The sequence below is a fragment of the Variovorax davisae genome, assembly GCF_030316845.1.
Classification (GTDB): domain Bacteria; phylum Pseudomonadota; class Gammaproteobacteria; order Burkholderiales; family Burkholderiaceae_C; genus Variovorax; species Variovorax davisae.
On sequence record NZ_JASZYS010000008.1, the window covers coordinates 194,852 to 212,746 of the forward strand.

The window sequence follows — 17,895 nt, forward strand, 5'->3', positions numbered from 1 at the left end:
GCAAAGAAGGAGACAAGCATGGAACTCGACGCCGTACTCATTGCACCGCGCCGCGCCCGGATGGTGGCCCAAGGACTCTGGCACGACCGCACCATCAACGACGACCTCGACGCCTGCGTCGCGGCCTGCCCCGACAAGGTCGCGCTCACCGCCTGGCGGACGGAGGAGGGCGGCACCACCCGCTTCACCTACCGCGAGATGGCCCGGATGGCCGACCGCATCGCGGTCGGGCTGGCCCGGCTGGGCGTGGGCCGCAACGACGTGGTGGCCTGCCAGCTGCCCAACTGGTGGCAGTTCACCCTGACCTACCTGGCTTGCTCGCGCATCGGCGCCGTGATGAATCCGCTGATGCACATCTTCCGCGAGCGCGAGCTGTCCTTCATGCTCAAGCACGGCGAAGCCAAGGTCCTGATCGTGCCGCAGGCCTTCCGCGGCTTCGACTTCGAACAGATGGTGGCGGGCTTGCGGGCCGATCTGCCGCGGCTCGAGCACGTGGTGGTGGTCGGCGGCAGCGGCGGCAACAGCTTCGAGGCCCTGCTCGGCGGCCCGGCCTGGGAGGACAGCGCCGACGCGCCGGCGATCCTGACGCGCAGCCGCCCCGGTCCGGACGACGTGACCCAGCTGATCTACACCTCGGGCACCACCGGCGAGCCCAAGGGCGTGATGCACACGGCCAACACCACCATGGCCAACATCATTCCGTACGCGCAGCGCCTGCGCCTGGGGGCCGACGACGTGGTGCTGATGGCCTCGCCGATGGCGCACCAGACCGGCTTCATGTACGGGCTGATGATGCCGATCATGCTCAAGGCGAGCGTGGTGCTGCAGGACATCTGGGAGCCGGGCCGGGCGCTCGAGCTGATCCGCAGCGAGCGGGTCAGCTTCACCATGGCCTCCACGCCCTTCCTGACCGACCTGACCCGCACCGTGGCGGAGCGCCAGTTGGCAGTGCCGACCCTGCGCACCTTCCTGTGCGCGGGCGCGCCGATTCCCGGCCCGCTGGTCGAGCAGGCGCGCGCCGTGCTGGGCACCAAGATCGTCTCGGCCTGGGGCATGAGCGAAAACGGCGCCGTCACCCTGATCGAACTCGACGACGACGACGAGCGCGCCTTCAACACCGACGGCCGTCCGCTGCCGGGCGTGGAGATCAAGGTGGCCGACGACGCCGGCCAGGCGCTGCCCGCGGGTGAGTCCGGCCGTCTGCTGGTGCGCGCGTGTTCCAACTTCGGCGGCTACCTGCGGCGGCCGCACCTCAACGGCACCGACGCCGACGACTGGTTCGACACCGGAGACCTCGCGCGCGTCGATGCAGGGGGCTACATCCGCATCACCGGCCGCAGCAAGGACGTGATCATCCGCGGCGGCGAGAACATCCCGGTGGTCGAGATCGAGTCGCTGCTCTATCGCCACCCCGCCATCGCCATGGCCGCGATCGTGGCCTACCCGGACGAACGCCTGGGCGAGCGGGCCTGTGCGGTGGTGGTGGCGCGGCCGGGGCACAGCGTGGACCTGCCTTCGATCGTCGACTTCCTCCAGCGCGAGAAGGTGGCGATCCAGTACATCCCCGAGCGCCTGATCGTGCGCGACGCCATGCCGTCCACGCCGTCCGGAAAGATCCAGAAATTCAAGCTGCGCGAACTGCTGCGCGCCACCGTCTAGGAAACAACATGTCCACCTCATCGTTCATTCGCCGCCGCCTGCTGCAGGCCCTTTGCGTCGCCGCCCTCACGAGCACCGGCTGCGCCGCGTTCGCGCAGACGGCGTCGGCCTGGCCCGCGAAGCCGGTCCGCATCGTCGTCGGCTTCGCGCCCGGCGGCAGCACCGACGTCATGGCCCGGATCCTGTCGCAGTCGCTGTCCGAATCGCTGGGGCAGCCCGTCGTCATCGACAACAAGCCGGGCGCGAGCGGCAACATCTCGGCGGCCGAAGTGATCCGCGCCGCGCCGGACGGCCACACCTTCCTGATCGCGCCGACCTCGGTGGAAACCGCCAATCCGTCGCTGTTCAAGTCCACCATCCTGCCGTCGCGCGACCTGATGCCGGTGGCCAGTGTCGGACGCACCCAGATGTACCTGGTCGCCAAGCCGCAGATGGCCGCCAAGGATGCGCGCGACCTGGTCGCCCTGGCCAAGTCCCGGCCGGGCACGCTGTCCTACGCCTCGGCCGGCGCGGGCACGCCGCCGCACCTGGCCTGCGAGCTGTTCAAGCAGGCGACGGGCACCGATGTCGCCCATGTGCCCTACCGCGGCGCGGCCCCGGCCTTGCAGGACGTGCTGTCGGGCCAGGCCGACTTCGTCTGCGACCCGGGCATCGCGTTTCCGCACATCCGGACCGGCAAGGTCAAGCTGCTGGGCATCGTCAGCGCCAAGCGCTCGCCCTTCTTCCCCGAGGTGCCCACGGTGGGCGAGCAGGGATTCAAGGGCGCCGACCTCGACATCTGGTTCGGCCTGTGGGCGCCGCTCGGCACTCCGCCCGAGATCGTGGCCCGCATGAACCGCGAAGTGGCCAAGGCGCTGGCGCAGCCGGCCGTCAAGTCGCGCTATGCGGACCTGGGGGCCGAACCGGTCGCCATGGAGACCGCCGAGTTCCGGTCGCTGCTGGCCGACGAGGGCGCCTTGTTGTCGGCGCTGATCAAACAGCAGAAGATCGTGGTGGATTGACGCAGGACCGGCATGCAGGAACAACCCATCCTCACGCAGACGCACGGCCGGGTCGGCCTCGTCACGCTGGCCCGGCCGCAGCAGATGAACGCGCTCGACGATGCGCTGATGGACGCGCTCGGCGCGGCGCTGCTCGCATTCGACGCCGACGCCGACATCGGCGCCATCGTCATCACCGGCAGCGCGAAGGCCTTCGCGGCCGGCGCCGACATCGCGGCGATGGCCGACTGGCGCTACATGGACGTCGTCCGGGGCGAGTTCATCACGCGCAACTGGGAAACCATCCGCCGGGTGCGCAAGCCGGTGATCGCCGCGGTGGCGGGCGTCGCGCTGGGCGGCGGCTGCGAACTCGCGCTGGCCTGCGACATCGTCATCGCGGCCGAGTCGGCGCGCTTCGCGCTGCCCGAGATCAAGCTGGCCATGATGCCCGGCGCCGGCGGCACCCAGCGGCTGCCGCGCGCCATCGGCAAGGCCAAGGCCATGGACATGTGCCTGTCGGCCCGCGCGCTGGATGCCGCGGAGGCCGAGCGCTGCGGACTGGTTTCGCGCGTCGTCGGCGACGCGCGCCTGCTGCCCGAGGCGATGGAACTGGCGGCGCGCATCGCCGGCTTTTCGCTGCCGGCGCTGATGGCGATCAAGGAGTCGGTGAACCGGGCCTGGGAGGCCTCGTTGACCGAAGGCATCCTGTTCGAGCGCCGGCAGCTCCACGCCCGCTTCGCCAGCGATGACGCGCACGAAGGCATGAACGCCTTTCTCGAGAAACGCCGGCCGGTGTTCCGGCACGGCTGATCCTGATCCATTTCCCAGGAGAAGCACCGCATGCAGGCAGTCTTCATCACGGGCCACGGCGGCAACGAGGTGGTTGTCGTCGGCGAGCGGCCCAGGCCGGTGCGCGGCCCGGGCGAGGTGCTCGTGCGCCTCCAGGCGGCCACGCTCAACCAGGTCGATCTCTACATGCGCGACAGCGGCGCGGGCATCACGCATCGGCTGCCCCAGATCATGGGGCTCGATGGCGCGGGGATCGTGGAGGAGGTGGATGCGGACGAACGTCTTCTGGCGCCCGGCCAGCAGGTCGTGCTGCACCCGGGCATCGCCTGTGGCCGCTGCGAGTTCTGCCAGCGTGGCGAGGGCGTGCTGTGCACCGCGATCCAGTACCTGGGAGAGCATCGCGACGGCACCCTGGCCGAGTACGTCAGCGTGCCGGCCCGCAACGTGTTCGCGATGCCCGCGCACCTGCGCCCCGCCGAGGCCGCGGCGCTGGGGGTCAATCACCTCACGGCCTGGCGGATGCTCTTCACGAAGGCGCAGCTCAAGCCCTGGGAGACGGTGCTGATCTTCGGCATCGGCGGCGGTGTCTCGCTGGCGGCGCTGCAGCTGGCCCGGCTGGCCGGCGCCAGGGTGATCGTCACCTCGCGCAGCGAGGCCAAGCTGCAGCGGGCCCTGCAGATGGGCGCGGACCATGCGATCGACAGCCCGACCCGCGACGTGGCGAAGGAGGTGATGGCGCTCACCGGCGGCCGTGGCGTCGATGTCGTGATCGAGAACGTGGGCGCCGCGGTCTGGTCCAGCGCCATGAAATCGCTGGTGCGCGGCGGCCGGCTCGTGACCTGTGGCGCCACCAGCGGCGACCAGCCGCCCGCGGACCTGCGCCGCATCTTCATCCGCCAACTTCAGATCCTGGGCTCGACGCTGGGCGATCTGGACGAGTTCGCGGCCTTGCTTTCGCTGGTCCGACGCACCGGGCTGCGTCCCGTGATCGATGCGGCGTTTCCGATGGCCGACGCCCACGCCGCACTCGACCGCCTGGCCGCCGCCGACCGATTCGGAAAGGTGGCCATCGCCATCGGCGACGGCGCGCGCTGATCGCTGCGCGAAGGGGCCCATCGCCAGATGGCATGCACGCCATCGGGCAGGCGGCGGGACAATGAATGCGACTTCTCCCGCGCTTCATGTCCGATATTTCCGCCGCCAGCTCCCGCACCCCTGCCGACCAGACCGCCGAACACTGGCGGCGCAATCTCGTCGTCTGCATGTTCGGCTCCTTCACCACCATCGTGGCGATGACGCTGCTGCTGCCCTTCCTGCCGCTCTACGTCGAACAACTCGGCGTGCATGATCCGGCCGCCATCGTCCGCTGGTCGGGCGCGGCCTACGGCGCGACCTTCTTCAGCGCCGCCCTGGTGGCGCCGCTGTGGGGCCGGCTGGCCGACCGCTACGGCCGCAAGCTGATGCTGATTCGCGCCAGCCTGGGCATGGCCGTTGCGATGGCGCTGATCGGCCTGGCGCAGGACGTCTGGCAGCTGGTCGGCCTGCGGCTGCTCGCCGGCCTGCTGGGCGGCTATGCCTCGGGCTCGACCGTGCTGATCGCGACCCAGACGCCGAAGGAACGCTCGGGTTGGGCGCTGGGCACCCTGTCGTCCGCTGTCATGGCGGGCAGCCTGGTCGGCCCGCTGATCGGCGGCGTGCTGCCGCCGCTGATCGGCATCCGCTGGACCTTCTTCGGCGCCGGCGCCGTGATCTTCGTCGCCTTCCTGGCCACGCTGTTCCTGGTCCGGGAGGAGCGTCGCCCGGCGCGCGCCAAGGCCGACGCCAAGCCGGCCGGCGGCTGGGCCGCGGTGCCCGACAAGCGGCCGGTCACCGCGATGCTCTTGACCGGGATGCTGCTGATGCTGGCCAACATGTCGATCGAGCCCATCATCACGGTCTACGTCGCGCAGCTGGTGGCCGAGCCCGCGCGCGTCACGGTGATGGCCGGCTTCGTGATGTCGGCGGCGGCGCTGGGCAGCATCCTGTCGGCCTCCCGGCTCGGCCAGCTGGCCGATCGGGTCGGCCACTGGAACGTGATCATCGGCTGCCTGGCGATCTCGGCCGTGCTGCTGGTGCCGCAGGCCTTCGTCAGCGCGGGCTGGCAACTGGTCGGGCTGCGCTTCCTGATGGGCCTGTCGCTCGGCGGACTGCTGCCGTGCATCGCCAGCGTGATCCGGCACAACGTGCCCGAGGGCAGCGCCGGCCGCATGCTGGGCTATTCGATTTCGGCGCAGTACACCGGACAGGTCGCCGGGCCGCTGCTGGGCGGCTTCGTCGGCGGCCATTTCGGGATGCCCACCGTGTTCCTCGCCACCTGCGTGCTGATGGCCTTCGGCGCGCTGTGGAACTGGCGCGCGAAACGTGCCTGCGACTGACGCGGTCTGTATTTCTTGCCGCCGGCGGCTCAAAATGGGCGTTCTTCCGCTGTCCGAGGATCCGTCCCATGTCCACTCCCAAAGTCCCTTCCGAGGACGACCCCGGGCAGCTGCCCGTGGAGCCTGAATTCCCCACCGATGCCGATCCGACGAACCCCCATTCGGACGAGGGCCAGCCCGGCGCCGACGAGAACGCCGCCGGCTTCGTGAAGGAGAAACTCTAGGACGAGGAGGCCGCCTGATGCCGTCGCCGATCGACCCCTGGCTGTCGGGCTCGGTCGCGCTGGACGTTGCGCTGGCCGGGCGCGCGCCGGCGGCGTCGATCGCCGCCCGGCAGGCCAGGCGCCTGGTAGAACTGCTGGCTTCGGCGCACCGGCACTCGCCGACCTACCGGCGCCTGCTCGCGGGGCGCGAGCTGCACACGGTGCAGCTGGCGGAACTGCCGGTCGCGCACAAGGCCGCACTGATGGGCGACTTCGACGGCTGGGTGGCCGACCCCGGCCTGCGGCTGGACGGCCTGCGCCGCTTCGTGGCCGACCGCCGGCGCATCGCCGAGCCTTTCCAGAGCCGCTACGCGGTGTGGGAGAGTTCGGGCAGCAGCGGGGAGCCCGCCATCTTCGTGCAGGACGCCGCTGCGATGGCGGTCTACGACGCGCTGGAGGCGCTGCGGCGGCCTGTCCTGCGGCCGCTGCAGCGGTGGCTGGACCCGTGGGGCCTGGCCGACCGCATCGCCTTCGTCGGCGCGACCGGCGGCCACTTCGCCAGCACGGTGTCGATCGAGCGGCTGCGGCGTCTCCATCCTGCGCTGGCACTGCGCCTGCACGGGATCTCGTTCCTGCAGCCGGTCGCGGGCCTGGTCGAGCAACTGAACGCGCTGGCCCCGACCGTGATCGCCACCTACCCGAGCGCGGCGGTGCTGCTGGCGGAGGAACGCATCGCCGGGCGGCTGCGGGCCTCGCCGTCCGAGCTCTGGACCGGCGGCGAAGACCTGTCGGCGGCCGGGCGCGACTTCGTGCAGCAGGCCTTCGGCTGCCCGATGGCCAACAGCTACGGCGCATCGGAATTCCTCTCGCTGGCCTTCGAATGCGGCCACGGCCGGATGCACCTCAACAGCGACTGGGCGATCCTGGAACCCGTGGACGCGCAAGGCCGCGCCGTGGCGCCCGGCGAGCTGCCCGCGACGACCTTGCTCACCAACTTGGCGAACCACGTGCAGCCGCTGATCCGCTACGACCTGGGCGACCGCGTGACCATGTGGCCGGGCGACTGTCCCTGCGGCTCCTGCCTGCCCGTGATCGAGGTCCAGGGCCGCTGCGACGACACGCTGCGCCTGGGCGCCGCCCGCTCGGGCCCGGTCAGCGTGCTGCCGCTGGCGCTCAGCACCATGCTGGAGGAGGAGGCCGGCCTGTTCGATTTCCAGCTGGTGCAGGTGGGCCCCTGCGAATTGCTGCTGCGCACCGGGCTGTGCGGTTCGGCGGCCGAACCGGCGCTGCGGCGGGCGCGGCAGGTGCTGGCCGCGTTCCTCGAATCCCAGGGTGCCCCCGGCGTGCGGATCCGTTGCCGCAGCGGCGAACCCGGCCGCGCCGGCCGCAGCGGCAAGGTGGCGCGCGTGGTGGCAGCGGCGCCCTGATTCCGGACCGCGGGCGGGGGGTTTCCCGGTCGGAAGACAATCGGGACCTGAAACGCCGCCGCGCGGGTGGCGTCACTGAGGGGTGATGGTGACCTGGTCGAACTGGCTCGTCTTTTGCGGTGTTTCGTTGTTCATGGCCTTCACGCCGGGCCCGGCCGTGCTGCTGGCAGTCTCCAATTCGGTGTCGGTCGGGCCGCGGCGCGCCATGTGGGGTTCGCTCGGCAATGCGGTCGGCGTGTTCCTGGTGTCGGCCGTCGCGATGGCCGGCCTCGGCGTGCTGCTGAGCAGCTCCGCCACGGCCTTCATGGTGCTCAAGCTGGCCGGTGCGGCCTACCTGGTCTACCTCGGCATCCGGCAGTGGCGCAGCGGTGCCAACGCCTTCGCCGATACCCGCCGGCCGGACGAAGCCGTCGTGCCGCCCGCCACCCTGCGGCTGTTCGGGCATGGCCTCACGGTGGCCGTGACCAACCCCAAGAGCATCCTGTTCTTCTCGGCCCTGTTTCCCCAGTTCCTGACGCCGGGCGCGCCGGTGGCGGAGCAGTTCTTCGTCCTGACGGCGACCTTCGCCGTCTTCACCGTGCTGTCGCATGCCTTCTACGTGCTGCTGGCGCGCGGCATGAAGCACGGCTTCTCCGACCTGCGCCGGGTGCGGCTGTTCAACCGCATCGCGGGCGCGGCCTTCGTGCTGCTCGGTCTGGGCCTGCTGCGCCTGCGCAGCCGCGTGGCCTGAGCCGCAGGCGCCCCTAGGGCGCGCGCGGGGCGTCCGGCTCGGTGCGCGAATCCACCTTGAGCTGCAGGAACACCAGGTCCAGCCAGACGCCGAACTTGGTGCCGACCTCGCGCAGCAGGCCGACCTGTTCGAAGCCCAGCTTCTTGTGCAGCGCGATCGAGCCGGTGTTGCCGGCCTCGATGGCGGCGACCAGCACATGCTTGCCGATGCCGCGGGCGCGCTCGATCAGCGCCACCATGAGCGCCTTGCCGATGCCCGCGCCACGGCAGTCCTGGCGCACGTACACCGAATGCTCCACCGTGTGGCGGTAGCCGTCGAAGGCGCGCCAGTCGCCGAACGAGGCGTAGCCGGCGACGCCGCCTGCGGCATCGATCGCCACCAACACCGGGTAGCCGACGCGCTGCCGCTCGGCCAGCCAGGCCGCCCGATTGGCGGCGTCGACGGTCTTCTCGTTCCAGATGGCGGTGGTGTTGCGCACCGCGTCGTTGTAGATGGCGACGATGCCGTCGATGTGGGTGCTGTCTGCGTCAAGGACCTGCATGGGGCCTCCGGGTTGAAGATCCGCCGATTGTCAGTCCGACCTCTCTATCGCGCTGGGCGGCAGGCTGGCATCATCCGACCCCACACCATGAGCGATCTGCGTTACTCCTCGACCCTCCTTCGCCTGCTTTCCACGGCCGCCTGCCTGCTGGCGCTGGGCTGCGCGAGCCCGCCGCCGGCGTCGATGAGCGGGCCCGGTCCCGCGGCGCTTTCGGCCGAGCAGTCGAACGATGTCGCCATCCATGCGCTGGGGCTGGTCGGCACGCCGTACCGCTACGGCGGCAACACCCCGGCCGGCGGCTTCGATTGCAGCGGGCTGATCGGCTACGTGTACCGACAGAGCGTGGGCCAGGCAACGCCGCGCACCGTGGCCCGCATGGTGGCCTTCGGCCGGCCGGTGCCGGTGTCCGAGATCCGCTCGGGCGACCTCGTGCTGTTCGGCGCCGCCACGCCGTCGCATGCGGGCATCTATGTCGGGGAAGGGCGCTTCGTGCATGCGCCGTCGACCGGCGGCGAGGTGCGCCTGGACCGCCTCGACGGCATCTACTGGTCGCGCCAGCCGACGCAGGTGCGGCGGCTCTAAGGCTGGGCGGGCGCGGCGGGCTTCAGCCCGTAGCGCGACATCACTTCCATCAGCTTCGCCCGGTCGGGCGGACCGCCGGCGTTGATCACGACGGCCACGTCGCGGAAGTACTGCGCGCCGATGTCCGGCGTCAGGACCACCAGCGCGCGCGCCGTCTGCGTCCCTTCGTTCTTGAAGCCGTGCACGGAGCCCCGCGGGGTCGACATCCATTCGCCCGGCTTCAGCTGGCGCGTGTCGGCGTCGACCGAGTAGGTGACCGAGCCTTCGACCACATAGAAGAACTCTTCGTTGTCACGGTGGCTGTGGGCCGGCGGGACGTTGGAGCCCGGCGGCACCGTGAGTTCGAACACGCCCAGCCCGCCGCTGGCCGAGCCGTCGACCAGGTAGCGGATCTCGAGTTGGCCCGCGCGGATCGGGTCGCTGCTCATAGGGGGTCTCCGGTGCTCAGCTGCTCGGGTGCAGCGACTCGACTTCTTTCAGGCGCTTCAAGGCATCGACCTGCTTCAGCAGCGCGTAGTTGATGCTGCCGGCATTGAGCGAGCTGCCCGCCTGGTAGGGGTAGTCCATGAAGTCCGAGAAGAAAGCCTTGATGGCACCCATCACCGGCACGATCAGCCACATCTGCCGGGCCAGGAAGTCGATCGCGCCGCCGCCTTCGTCGAGTCCGCGCTCGTAGGGGTCCATGCGCAGGTTGGTGATCATGGCCCAGTTGGTGGTGGTGCGCGAGCCGGTGGCGATGTTGCCGTGGGCCTGCATCGCGAAGCTCAGCTTCCAGTCCTGGTAGCGCAGCGCGTTCAGGTTGCCGCCCTGGTCGAAGTAGAAGACGGCGTCGCGCGGCCCCTTCTTCTCCTTGCCCTGGAAGTACGGCATGAAGTTGTAGCCGTCGAGCTTGACCTTGAAGTCCTTCTTGCCAACGGTCGTGCCCTTGGCGAGCTTTTCCTTGATGTCCGGCACGCCCGCCGCCGCGCACAAGGTGGGGAACATGTCGATCAGCGAGATCGGGTCGTTGCAGACCGTGCCGGGCTTGATCGCACCGGGCCAGCGGATCGCCATCGGGATGCGGAAGCCGCCTTCCCAGGTCGAGCCCTTCTCGCCGCGGAACATGGTCATCGCGCCGTCCGGCCACAGCGCGATCTCGGCGCCGTTGTCGGTGGTGTAGACGACGATGGTGTTGTCGTCGATCTTCAGCTCGTCCAGCAGGTCCAGCAGCTGGCCCACATGGCCGTCGTGCTCGACCATGCCGTCGGCATGCAGCCCCTTGCCGGTCTTGCCCAGCGATTCCTTCTTGAGGTGCGTGAAGACGTGCATGCGGGTGGTGTTGAACCACACGAAGAAGGGCTTCTTGTCGCCGACGCTCTTGCGGATGAACTTCTGCGCGCCGTCCAGGAATTCTTCGTCGACGGTCGGCATGCGCGCCGTGTTGAGCGGGCCGGTGTCTTCGATCTTGCCGCCGGCCAGCGAGTGAATCACGCCGCGCGGCCCGTACTTCTTCTTGAACGCGGGGTCCTTGGGATAGAAATATCCTTCCGGCTCTTCCTCGGCGTTGAGGTGATAGAGGTTCCCGAAGAACTCGTCGAAGCCGTGGTTGGTCGGCAGGTGCTGGTCCTGGTCGCCGAGGTGGTTCTTGCCGAACTGGCCGGTCGCGTAGCCTTGCGCATTGAGCACGTCCGCGATGGTCGGCATCCAGGCGGTGATGCCGTGCGGATCGCCGGGCATGCCGATGGTCAGGAGCCCGGTGCGGAACGGTTCCTGGCCGAGGATGAACGAGGCCCGGCCCGCGGTGCAGCTCTGCTGGCCGTAGGAGTCGGTGAACAGCGCGCCTTCGTTGGCGATGCGGTCGATGTTCGGCGTCTGGTAGCCCATCAGGCCCCGCGTGTAGCAGCTGAGCTGGGGAATGCCGATGTCATCACCGAAGATGACGAGGATGTTGGGCTTGCCCTTGGCGGGACTGTCCTTCGATGCCATGACGCTCTCCTGGGTCGGGGTGACCGGCGGCAGCCATCCTACCGGCAGAGCCCGTCGCGTCAAGTCCGTTCGTCATCGGTCCTTTCGGGCAGCAAGGCGTCCAGCACGAAGCGCGTCGGTCCGCTGGCGCCCCGGTCACCGACTGCGAGACCCAGCTGCCGCCACAGCGCCGGGCTGAGCGGGCGGACGGCGATGCGAGGGTCGAGCGCGGGCTGGTGCGATTCCGCCGGCAGCAGCGCCGCGCCATAGCCCGCGGCGACCAGTGTCCGGATCGCATCGTTGTAGTTGAGCTCGATGCGCGGCCGGCAATGGACGCCGGCCGCGGAGAACCATTCCGCGGTCAACCGGTAGAGACGGGTGGAGGCGTCGTTCATGATCAAGGGTCGCTGGCCCAGCCACTGCGGCGTCAGCCGTCTGGGTGCCTGCCAGGCCGCCGGCAGGAACGCGACCACGGCCTCGCGCCGCAGGGGCGTGACATGGACGCCCCGCAGCTGCGCCTGCGGCAGCGCGACGATCGCCAGGTCCAGGCTTCCGGCGGCGAGCCGGGCCATGCTTTCGTTGGAGGTCAGCACCTGCACGTTGACGTCGATGCCGGGATGGTGCCCGGCCAGGCGTTCGAGCGCGGGCGGCAGCAGGTGCGCAATGGCGCCCGTCGAGGCCCCCACGCGCACGCGGCCGGTCTGGCCGGCGAGCTGGCGTCGAACGTCCTCGACGGCGTCGTCCGCGTCCGCCAGCAGCCTGCGGGCGCGGGCGATGAAACGCTCTCCCAAGGCGGTCGCCTGCGCGGGCCCCCGCCCGCGAACGAGCAACTGGCCGCCCAGGCGCGACTCCAGCTCCGCGATCTGGACGGTGACGGTCGGTGCCGCCAGGTGAAGGGCGCGCGCCGCATTGGCCAGCGACCCGAGGTCGGCGATGGCGACCAGGGTGCGCAGATGATCGAGGCTCAGTTCCCGCATGTCGCTAATTTAACGTTTCTTAATCCGGGGTTTCATAAATTCAGCTGGAGCCATCGAGGCCGAATCCCTACGATCGCACCCCATGGACCTTCAGATCTTCATCGACGGCGACCAAGGCACCACCGGCCTGGACCTGCAGAACCGGCTTCGCGGCGGGGAATTCCGCATCCGCACCTTGCCGACGGACCTGCGCAAGGACGCGGCGGCCCGCCGCGACGCCCTCAACGCCTGCGACATCGCCATCCTCTGCCTGCCCGATGCCGCGGCGCGCGACGCGGTGGCGATGATCGACAACCCTTCGGTGCGTGTCATCGACGCCAGCTCGGCCCACCGCACCAGCCCGGGGTGGGTCTACGGACTGCCGGAGCTCGATGCAGGGCAAGGCGAACGCGTCGCCTCGGCAGCGCGGGTCAGCAATCCGGGCTGCTATCCCACCGCCGCGATCGCCCTGCTTCGACCGCTGACGGACGCGGGCCTGTTGCCCGCCGACTGTCCGCTCGCCATCCATGCCGTCTCGGGCTATTCGGGCCAGGGCAGGGCGGCGGCCGAAGCGCACGAGGCCGGGGCCGGGGCGCATTCGTTCAAGGTCTACGGCCTGGCACTGGCGCACAAGCACGTACCGGAAATCGAAGCCTACGCGGGCTTGGCGCAGCGGCCCCTCTTCGTCCCGGCCTATGGCAGCTGGCGGCAGGGCATCGTGCTCACCATCGGACTGCACGCGCGAATGCTTCCCCCGGATGTCTCGGGCGCGCGCATCCACGAATGCCTGGCGCAACGCTACCGCGATGCGGCGCATGTGCGCGTGCGGCCGATGTCGTCGGCTGAGCCGATCACCGAACTGGACCCGCAGGTCCACAACGGCTCGAACGACATGAGCCTGGCCGTCGCCTGCAATGAACGCACGGGCCAGATCGTCCTGGGCGCGGTGCTCGACAACCTGGGCAAGGGTGCCGCGGGTGCGGCGGTCCAGAACCTGCGCTTGATGGCGGGCGTCGATATCAGCTGATGAGCCGGTCTGCGCGCACCAGCAGCGACTGCGGCAGCTTCAGCCCGATGGCGTTGGCGGTCCTCTGGTTGAGCACCAGCTCGAAGGTCGTCGGCCGCTCGATCGGCAGGTCCGCGGGCCGGGCGCCCTTGGCGATGCGATCGACATACGACGCCAGCCGCGCATAGGAATCCACCAGCCGCGGGCCGTAGGTGCACAGCGCGCCGCTGTCCGCGAACACCGGCCAGCCGGACATCACGGGCATCTTGCGCGCGATCGCGAAATCGAGGATCTGCCGCCGGTTGGCCACCGCGAAGCTGTCGCTGAAGATCGACACCGCGCGTGCGGGCGAAGCGGCCATGGCGTCCAGCGAGGATGCGAGCTCGCTGCGCGTTCGGGCCGGAAAGTACGCGGTGCGCAGGCCGAGTTGCGTGGCCGCGCCGTCGGTGTAGTCGCGCTCGATGTGCGAGCCGGGATGCTCGGGGTTGGCCACGATCGCCACGTCGCGCAGCGTCGGAACCATCTCGCGCAGGATCTCCAGCAGCTTGCCGTTCATCTCGGCCGCCATCAGCGTGAGGCCGGTCATGTTCGACTCGGGGTGCGCGAGGCTCTTCGCGAAGCCGGCCGAGACCGGATCGCCGCTGAAGACGTAGGCCACCGGCACCGCCAGCGGCAGGCCGCTCACGACATTGACCGCCGGCCCGCCCTGCGCCAGCAGGATGTCGATGCCCAGGCCCTGGAGTTCGGCGACCTGCTCGGGGACGCGGTCGACCGAGCCGTCGCCGTACCGGAACGCGATGACAAGGTTCTGGCCTTCGACATGGCCGAGCCGGGCGAGCGAGGCGCGCAGCGCCGCGACCATCGGCGCCAGGCTGGGGGGCTCCTGCGCGGTGACCCATCCCAGGCGCAGCACCTGGTCGGCTGCGTGGGTCCGCGAACGGACCTGCGTCAACGCCAGCGCGAACGCGGTGCCCAGGACCATGCGTCGTTCCATGGCGGGAGGGTGCACCATCGGTGGCGGTTGCGCAAGACGCCGGCGGACCCTCAGGGTGCGCGAGGAGGTGATGCCGACGCCGCAGCCGCCGCTGTGCGACCGCCGCCGCTCATCGTTCGGCGGCCTCCACGTGGTAGGTCTGGATCGGCTCCGCCTTGCCCTTGACCAGCGCCGGAGGCATGGGCCGCAGCCGGAACCGGTTGTCCAGCGCGCGGCGGATGTCCTCCGTGACCAGCAGGTCGACCTCGTACTTGCCGGTCAGTCCTTCGACCCGGGAGGCGACATTGATGGGGTCGCCGGTCACGCTGAACTTGGACAGGCCGGCGGTGCCGATCACGCCCGCCACCACCTCGCCGCCGTGGATGCCGATGCCGAAGCGCAGCTCGGGCAGGCCCCGCTCGCGCAGGGTGGTGTTGTAGCGCGCCAGGGCCGCGCGCATGTCCAGCGCGGCCAGCACGGCGTCCCGGGCCTGCCAGGGGTTGGCCTCCAGCGCGCCGAACAGCGCCAGCAGGCCGTCGCCGACGAATTCGGTGACATGGCCGTGGTGATGGCCGATGGCGATCGTCATGTGGCGGAAGTAGTCGTTCAGGATGGCCACCGTCACGGCCGGGTCGAGCCGGTCGCACAGGGCCGTGAAGCCGCGCAGGTCGGCGAACAGCATCGTCACCTGGCGCCGCTCGGGCGCCAGGGCGTCGCTGGCCTGGGTCAGCCGCTCCACCACGTCGGCCGGCACGAAGCGCTCGAACTGGCGCTGCAGTTGCTCCAGCCGGTCGTCGGCGGCGAGCAGCAGCCGTTCGAGCTGGTCGTTCTGCCGGCGGCCGTGCAGGACCAGCGCGGCCAGGCCCGACAGGGCGATGGCGCCGAGCGCGACCAGGATCCAGTCCAGCGCCGTCACTCCAGCAGCATGGCCAGCCGCACGGTCGCGTTGGCCAGCGATGCCACGCCGATGGCCTCCAGCAGCGCGGGGCCGCCCAGTTCGGCGCCGAGGGCGCGGGTCTTCTGCTGGATCGACGACGGCTCGTAGTAGACCGTGTCGCGCGCCCACGCGAGCAGGCCGGCTTCGCCCTGCGCCAGCAGGGGTGAGCGAAGCGTCGCCATGGCGCTGTCGATCTCCGCCTGGCCGAGGCCGTCATCGAGCAGCAGCCGCGTCGCCGCGGCTTCGCAGTGCGGGCAGCCCAGCGTGCGCGCGACCACGGCGAACATCAGCGCCTTGGCACTGCGGCTCAGCAAGCCGGATTCGAAGGCGCCATCGAGCGCCGCCTTCATGATGCTGCCCGCCTGCAGGCCGGCCAGCGGCGCGACCACCACGCCGAAAGGGCCGGCAGCCAGGGTCGCCCGGTCCAGGACCGGCGTCGCCGGCCGCCCCGGCCCGAGCTTCTTCATCAACGGCATGGCCAGCGCGAGAAGCCAGCGAAACGGCCCGCTGGCCATGCGCTCGAACTTCTTCTCGGGCGGGCAGGCCAGCAGGGTGCTGACGCGGTTGTAGAAGCAGCCGAGCGAGATCGCAAAGGCGATCTCGCCGATCTGCGCCGGGCTGTAGCCGAGCGCGCGCAGGGCCGCCCGCTCGGTTGCGGCCGGGCGCGGCCGCGACCGAGCCAGGCTGCGGCAGAAGGCGATGTAGGCGCGCTCCTTGCCGTCCAGCTCGGCCATCTGCACGTCGCGCTCGACCTGCTGGATGAACGACTCGGAATAGCCCAGCAGCTTCATGTAGGCCCGGTTGGCGCCATAGCAGTAGCGGCAGGCATTCTCCTGGGCCGTCACCATGCTGCCCATGCGGTGCAGCCGCTCGGGCAGCGCGGCGGGCATGTAGTTGGTCGCCTGGTAGGCGGCCTCGCGCAGCCAGCGGCTGGCCGCCACCCGGCGGTCGACCTCGAGCACCGGGGCGCCGCGGCGCTTGAGTTCGGCTTCCCAGGCCGCGTCCGGCGCCGCCGGCAGGACGGGGTCGCTCCACTGGATCTCACTCAGCAACACGGCCATGCACCACTCCACAGGAAACCGGACGCCATGGCCGATCGTCCATCGGCCGGCCTGGATGGTATATCCAATGCAGACCGCGCCTTGCCGGCCTCCGTGGGCGGCCTCTGCGTCATTGCGGCCGGCCGCCGCCGGCGCTGAGTTCGGCCCAGTCGAGCTCCTGCACCAGCACCCGGTAGGCATCGTCGCCGATCACGTCGTCGCGGCGCATCTCGAAGGCGCGCTGCCGCGCCACCGCGATGGCGCGGCGCCGCAGCGGGCCGCCGGGCACTTCGTCGATCGGCGCCTCGTCGGCATGGCCCGAGTTGAGCTCGACGACCGCGCCGTATTCCTTGCGCAGCAGCTTGCCGGCCAGGCTGTCGTCGTGCGCGATGGCGTCGAGCAGCGCGCGATAGGCCTGCGTGCGGCCGAGCCGGATCTCGCGCCCCACCGGGTCGTCGTCGCTGAGGCCCATGCGCCGGATCAGCGGCGCCATCGTGAGGCCCTGCAGCACCAGCGTGCCCAGCACCACCGCGAAGGCGCACAGCAGGATCAGGTCGCGGTGCGGGAACGGCGTGCCGTCGGGCAGGGTCTCGGGAATCGCGAAGGCGGCGGCCAGCGTGACGATGCCGCGCATGCCGGCCCACGACAGCACGATGCCGCTGCCGAAGGCGCCGCCTGCTTGCCCGCCCGGCGCGGCGGCGCGATGGCGCCGCAGGGTGAGCGCCTTGTAGCTCAGCACCCAGACGAAGCGTGCCGCGATCGTCGTGCCGAGCACCACCAGGGCCGTGAGCACCGCATCGGTGCGCGCGCCGCCGGCTTCCAGCCGCTGCCAGATCGGCCGCAGCTGCATGCCGATCAGCACGAAGGCGAAGGCATTCAGCACGAACACCACCGCCTCCCAGACCGCGAACACGGGCACGCGCTGGCGCGCCGTCAACTGGGCGCCGCCGCTGCGCGCCACCGTCATCGCGTAGGCGACCAGCGTGAGGATGCCCGAGAGCCCGATCGCCTCGGCCGCGATCCAGACGCCGAAGGTCAGGGCGAACTGCATGATCAGCAGCACCGGCACCTCGCGCACGCCGCTCATCAGCCGCCGCAGCGCCCAGGCGCAGCCCACGCCCGCCGCCAGGCTGCCGAAGAGGGTCAGCAGGAACACCGGCGCGAAGCTGGCGAAACCCAGGTGGCCGGCCATCACGGCCATGATCGCGAGCCGGTAGACCAGCAGCGCGCTGGCGTCGTTGAGCAGGCTCTCGCCCTCGATGATCTTGAGCAGCTTGTGCGGCAGCTTGACCTGCCGCATCACGGCGGTCGCGGCCGCCGCGTCGGGCGGCGCGACGATCGCGCCCAACGCGATCGCCACCGGCCAGGACATGCCGGGCACCAGCCAGCGCGCCACCAGCGCGACCGCGATCACCGTGGTGCCGACCGCGGCGATCACCAGCCCGGCGATCGGCCGCCAGTGGGTGCGCAGGTCGCGCAGCGAGGTGTCGTAGGCGGCGTCGACCAGCACCGGCGCCACGAACAGGGTCAGCGCCAGGTGCGGGTCCAGCGTCCAGTTGGGACTGTCGGGCACGAAGGCGAGCAAGGTGCCGCCGAGCGCGAGGAAGGTCGGATACGGCGCGCCCAGCCGCCGCGCGAGCGCAGCCAGCAGCGCCGCGCCGAGCAACAGCACGATGATCCATTCGAAGGTGACCATGGTCGGGCCGATTCGGTG

18 protein-coding genes are annotated in these 17,895 nt (G+C 70.5%); 10 read left to right on the forward strand and 8 right to left on the reverse strand.

The features are described 5' to 3' along the window. Positions 1-18 precede the first annotated feature (18 nt). The 8 genes from aliA to QTI33_RS19850 all read left to right on the forward strand — a co-directional run bounded on the left by aliA (position 19) and on the right by QTI33_RS19850 (position 8,202). The gene (gene aliA / locus QTI33_RS19815) at positions 19-1,659 is read left to right on the forward strand and encodes a cyclohexanecarboxylate-CoA ligase (RefSeq protein WP_286507967.1); all 1,641 of its coding nucleotides are present in this window, start codon (positions 19-21) and stop codon (positions 1,657-1,659) included. 8 nt (positions 1,660-1,667) lie between these two features. Further along, positions 1,668-2,660 (forward strand): Bug family tripartite tricarboxylate transporter substrate binding protein, encoded by a 993-nt coding sequence (locus QTI33_RS19820; RefSeq protein ID WP_286507968.1) that lies wholly within the window; start codon positions 1,668-1,670, stop codon positions 2,658-2,660. Positions 2,661-2,672: 12 nt separating this feature from the next. Beyond that, positions 2,673-3,449 (forward strand): enoyl-CoA hydratase, encoded by a 777-nt coding sequence (locus tag QTI33_RS19825; RefSeq protein ID WP_286507969.1) that lies wholly within the window; start codon positions 2,673-2,675, stop codon positions 3,447-3,449. Between the two features lie 30 nt (positions 3,450-3,479). Continuing rightward, positions 3,480-4,523 carry a zinc-binding dehydrogenase gene (locus tag QTI33_RS19830; protein ID WP_286507971.1) on the forward strand — a complete coding sequence of 348 codons (1,044 nt, stop codon included), beginning with the start codon at positions 3,480-3,482 and terminating at the stop codon, positions 4,521-4,523. Positions 4,524-4,609: 86 nt separating this feature from the next. Continuing rightward, the gene (locus QTI33_RS19835) at positions 4,610-5,842 is read left to right on the forward strand and encodes an MFS transporter (protein ID WP_286507972.1); all 1,233 of its coding nucleotides are present in this window, start codon (positions 4,610-4,612) and stop codon (positions 5,840-5,842) included. Positions 5,843-5,910: 68 nt separating this feature from the next. Further along, the gene (locus QTI33_RS19840; RefSeq protein WP_286507973.1) at positions 5,911-6,066 is read left to right on the forward strand and encodes a hypothetical protein; all 156 of its coding nucleotides are present in this window, start codon (positions 5,911-5,913) and stop codon (positions 6,064-6,066) included. 17 nt (positions 6,067-6,083) lie between these two features. Further along, positions 6,084-7,472 (forward strand): phenylacetate--CoA ligase family protein, encoded by a 1,389-nt coding sequence (locus QTI33_RS19845; RefSeq protein ID WP_286507974.1) that lies wholly within the window; start codon positions 6,084-6,086, stop codon positions 7,470-7,472. Between the two features lie 88 nt (positions 7,473-7,560). After that, on the forward strand, positions 7,561-8,202 hold the full coding sequence (locus tag QTI33_RS19850) for a LysE family translocator (RefSeq protein WP_286508095.1): 642 nt from the start codon (positions 7,561-7,563) through the stop codon (positions 8,200-8,202). A 13-nt stretch (positions 8,203-8,215) separates the two neighbouring features. On the opposite strand, the gene QTI33_RS19855 is transcribed toward QTI33_RS19850, so the two are convergent. Next, positions 8,216-8,743, reverse strand: a complete 528-nt coding sequence (locus tag QTI33_RS19855) for a GNAT family N-acetyltransferase (RefSeq protein WP_286507975.1) — start codon at positions 8,741-8,743, stop codon at positions 8,216-8,218. A gap of 87 nt (positions 8,744-8,830) precedes the next feature. Here QTI33_RS19855 and QTI33_RS19860 point away from each other — a divergent pair, with 87 nt between their 5' ends. Then, the gene (locus QTI33_RS19860) at positions 8,831-9,325 is read left to right on the forward strand and encodes a C40 family peptidase (protein ID WP_286507976.1); all 495 of its coding nucleotides are present in this window, start codon (positions 8,831-8,833) and stop codon (positions 9,323-9,325) included. On the opposite strand, the gene QTI33_RS19865 is transcribed toward QTI33_RS19860, so the two are convergent. From QTI33_RS19865 to QTI33_RS19875, 3 genes are read right to left on the reverse strand one after another with little or no spacing between them, the layout of a single operon-like run. Continuing rightward, on the reverse strand, positions 9,322-9,753 hold the full coding sequence (locus tag QTI33_RS19865) for a cupin domain-containing protein (protein ID WP_286507977.1): 432 nt from the start codon (positions 9,751-9,753) through the stop codon (positions 9,322-9,324). The two genes, QTI33_RS19860 and QTI33_RS19865, sit on opposite strands and share 4 nt — an antisense overlap. A 16-nt stretch (positions 9,754-9,769) precedes the next feature. Next, positions 9,770-11,290, reverse strand: a complete 1,521-nt coding sequence (locus tag QTI33_RS19870; protein WP_286507978.1) for an arylsulfatase — start codon at positions 11,288-11,290, stop codon at positions 9,770-9,772. 59 nt (positions 11,291-11,349) lie between these two features. Next, positions 11,350-12,246 carry a LysR family transcriptional regulator gene (locus QTI33_RS19875; RefSeq protein ID WP_286507979.1) on the reverse strand — a complete coding sequence of 299 codons (897 nt, stop codon included), beginning with the start codon at positions 12,244-12,246 and terminating at the stop codon, positions 11,350-11,352. Between the two features lie 82 nt (positions 12,247-12,328). On the opposite strand from QTI33_RS19875, the gene argC reads away from it, so the two are divergent. Beyond that, positions 12,329-13,252: an N-acetyl-gamma-glutamyl-phosphate reductase gene (argC, locus tag QTI33_RS19880; protein ID WP_286507981.1), complete on the forward strand. Its 924-nt coding sequence runs from the start codon at positions 12,329-12,331 to the stop codon at positions 13,250-13,252. Here the strand turns inward: argC and QTI33_RS19885 are convergent. From QTI33_RS19885 to QTI33_RS19900, 4 genes are all read right to left on the reverse strand, one after another. Then, the gene (locus QTI33_RS19885; RefSeq protein WP_286507982.1) at positions 13,245-14,213 is read right to left on the reverse strand and encodes an ABC transporter substrate-binding protein; all 969 of its coding nucleotides are present in this window, start codon (positions 14,211-14,213) and stop codon (positions 13,245-13,247) included. The two genes, argC and QTI33_RS19885, sit on opposite strands and share 8 nt — an antisense overlap. A gap of 121 nt (positions 14,214-14,334) precedes the next feature. Beyond that, positions 14,335-15,120, reverse strand: a complete 786-nt coding sequence (locus QTI33_RS19890; protein ID WP_286507983.1) for an adenylate/guanylate cyclase domain-containing protein — start codon at positions 15,118-15,120, stop codon at positions 14,335-14,337. Then, positions 15,117-16,202: a carboxymuconolactone decarboxylase family protein gene (locus QTI33_RS19895; protein WP_286507984.1), complete on the reverse strand. Its 1,086-nt coding sequence runs from the start codon at positions 16,200-16,202 to the stop codon at positions 15,117-15,119. Before QTI33_RS19895 ends, QTI33_RS19890 begins: the two co-directional genes overlap by 4 nt. 109 nt (positions 16,203-16,311) lie before the next feature. Continuing rightward, a complete protein-coding gene (locus QTI33_RS19900) occupies positions 16,312-17,877 on the reverse strand; it encodes a cation:proton antiporter (RefSeq protein ID WP_286507985.1) in 1,566 nt (521 codons plus the stop codon). Positions 17,878-17,895: the final 18 nt, after the last annotated feature.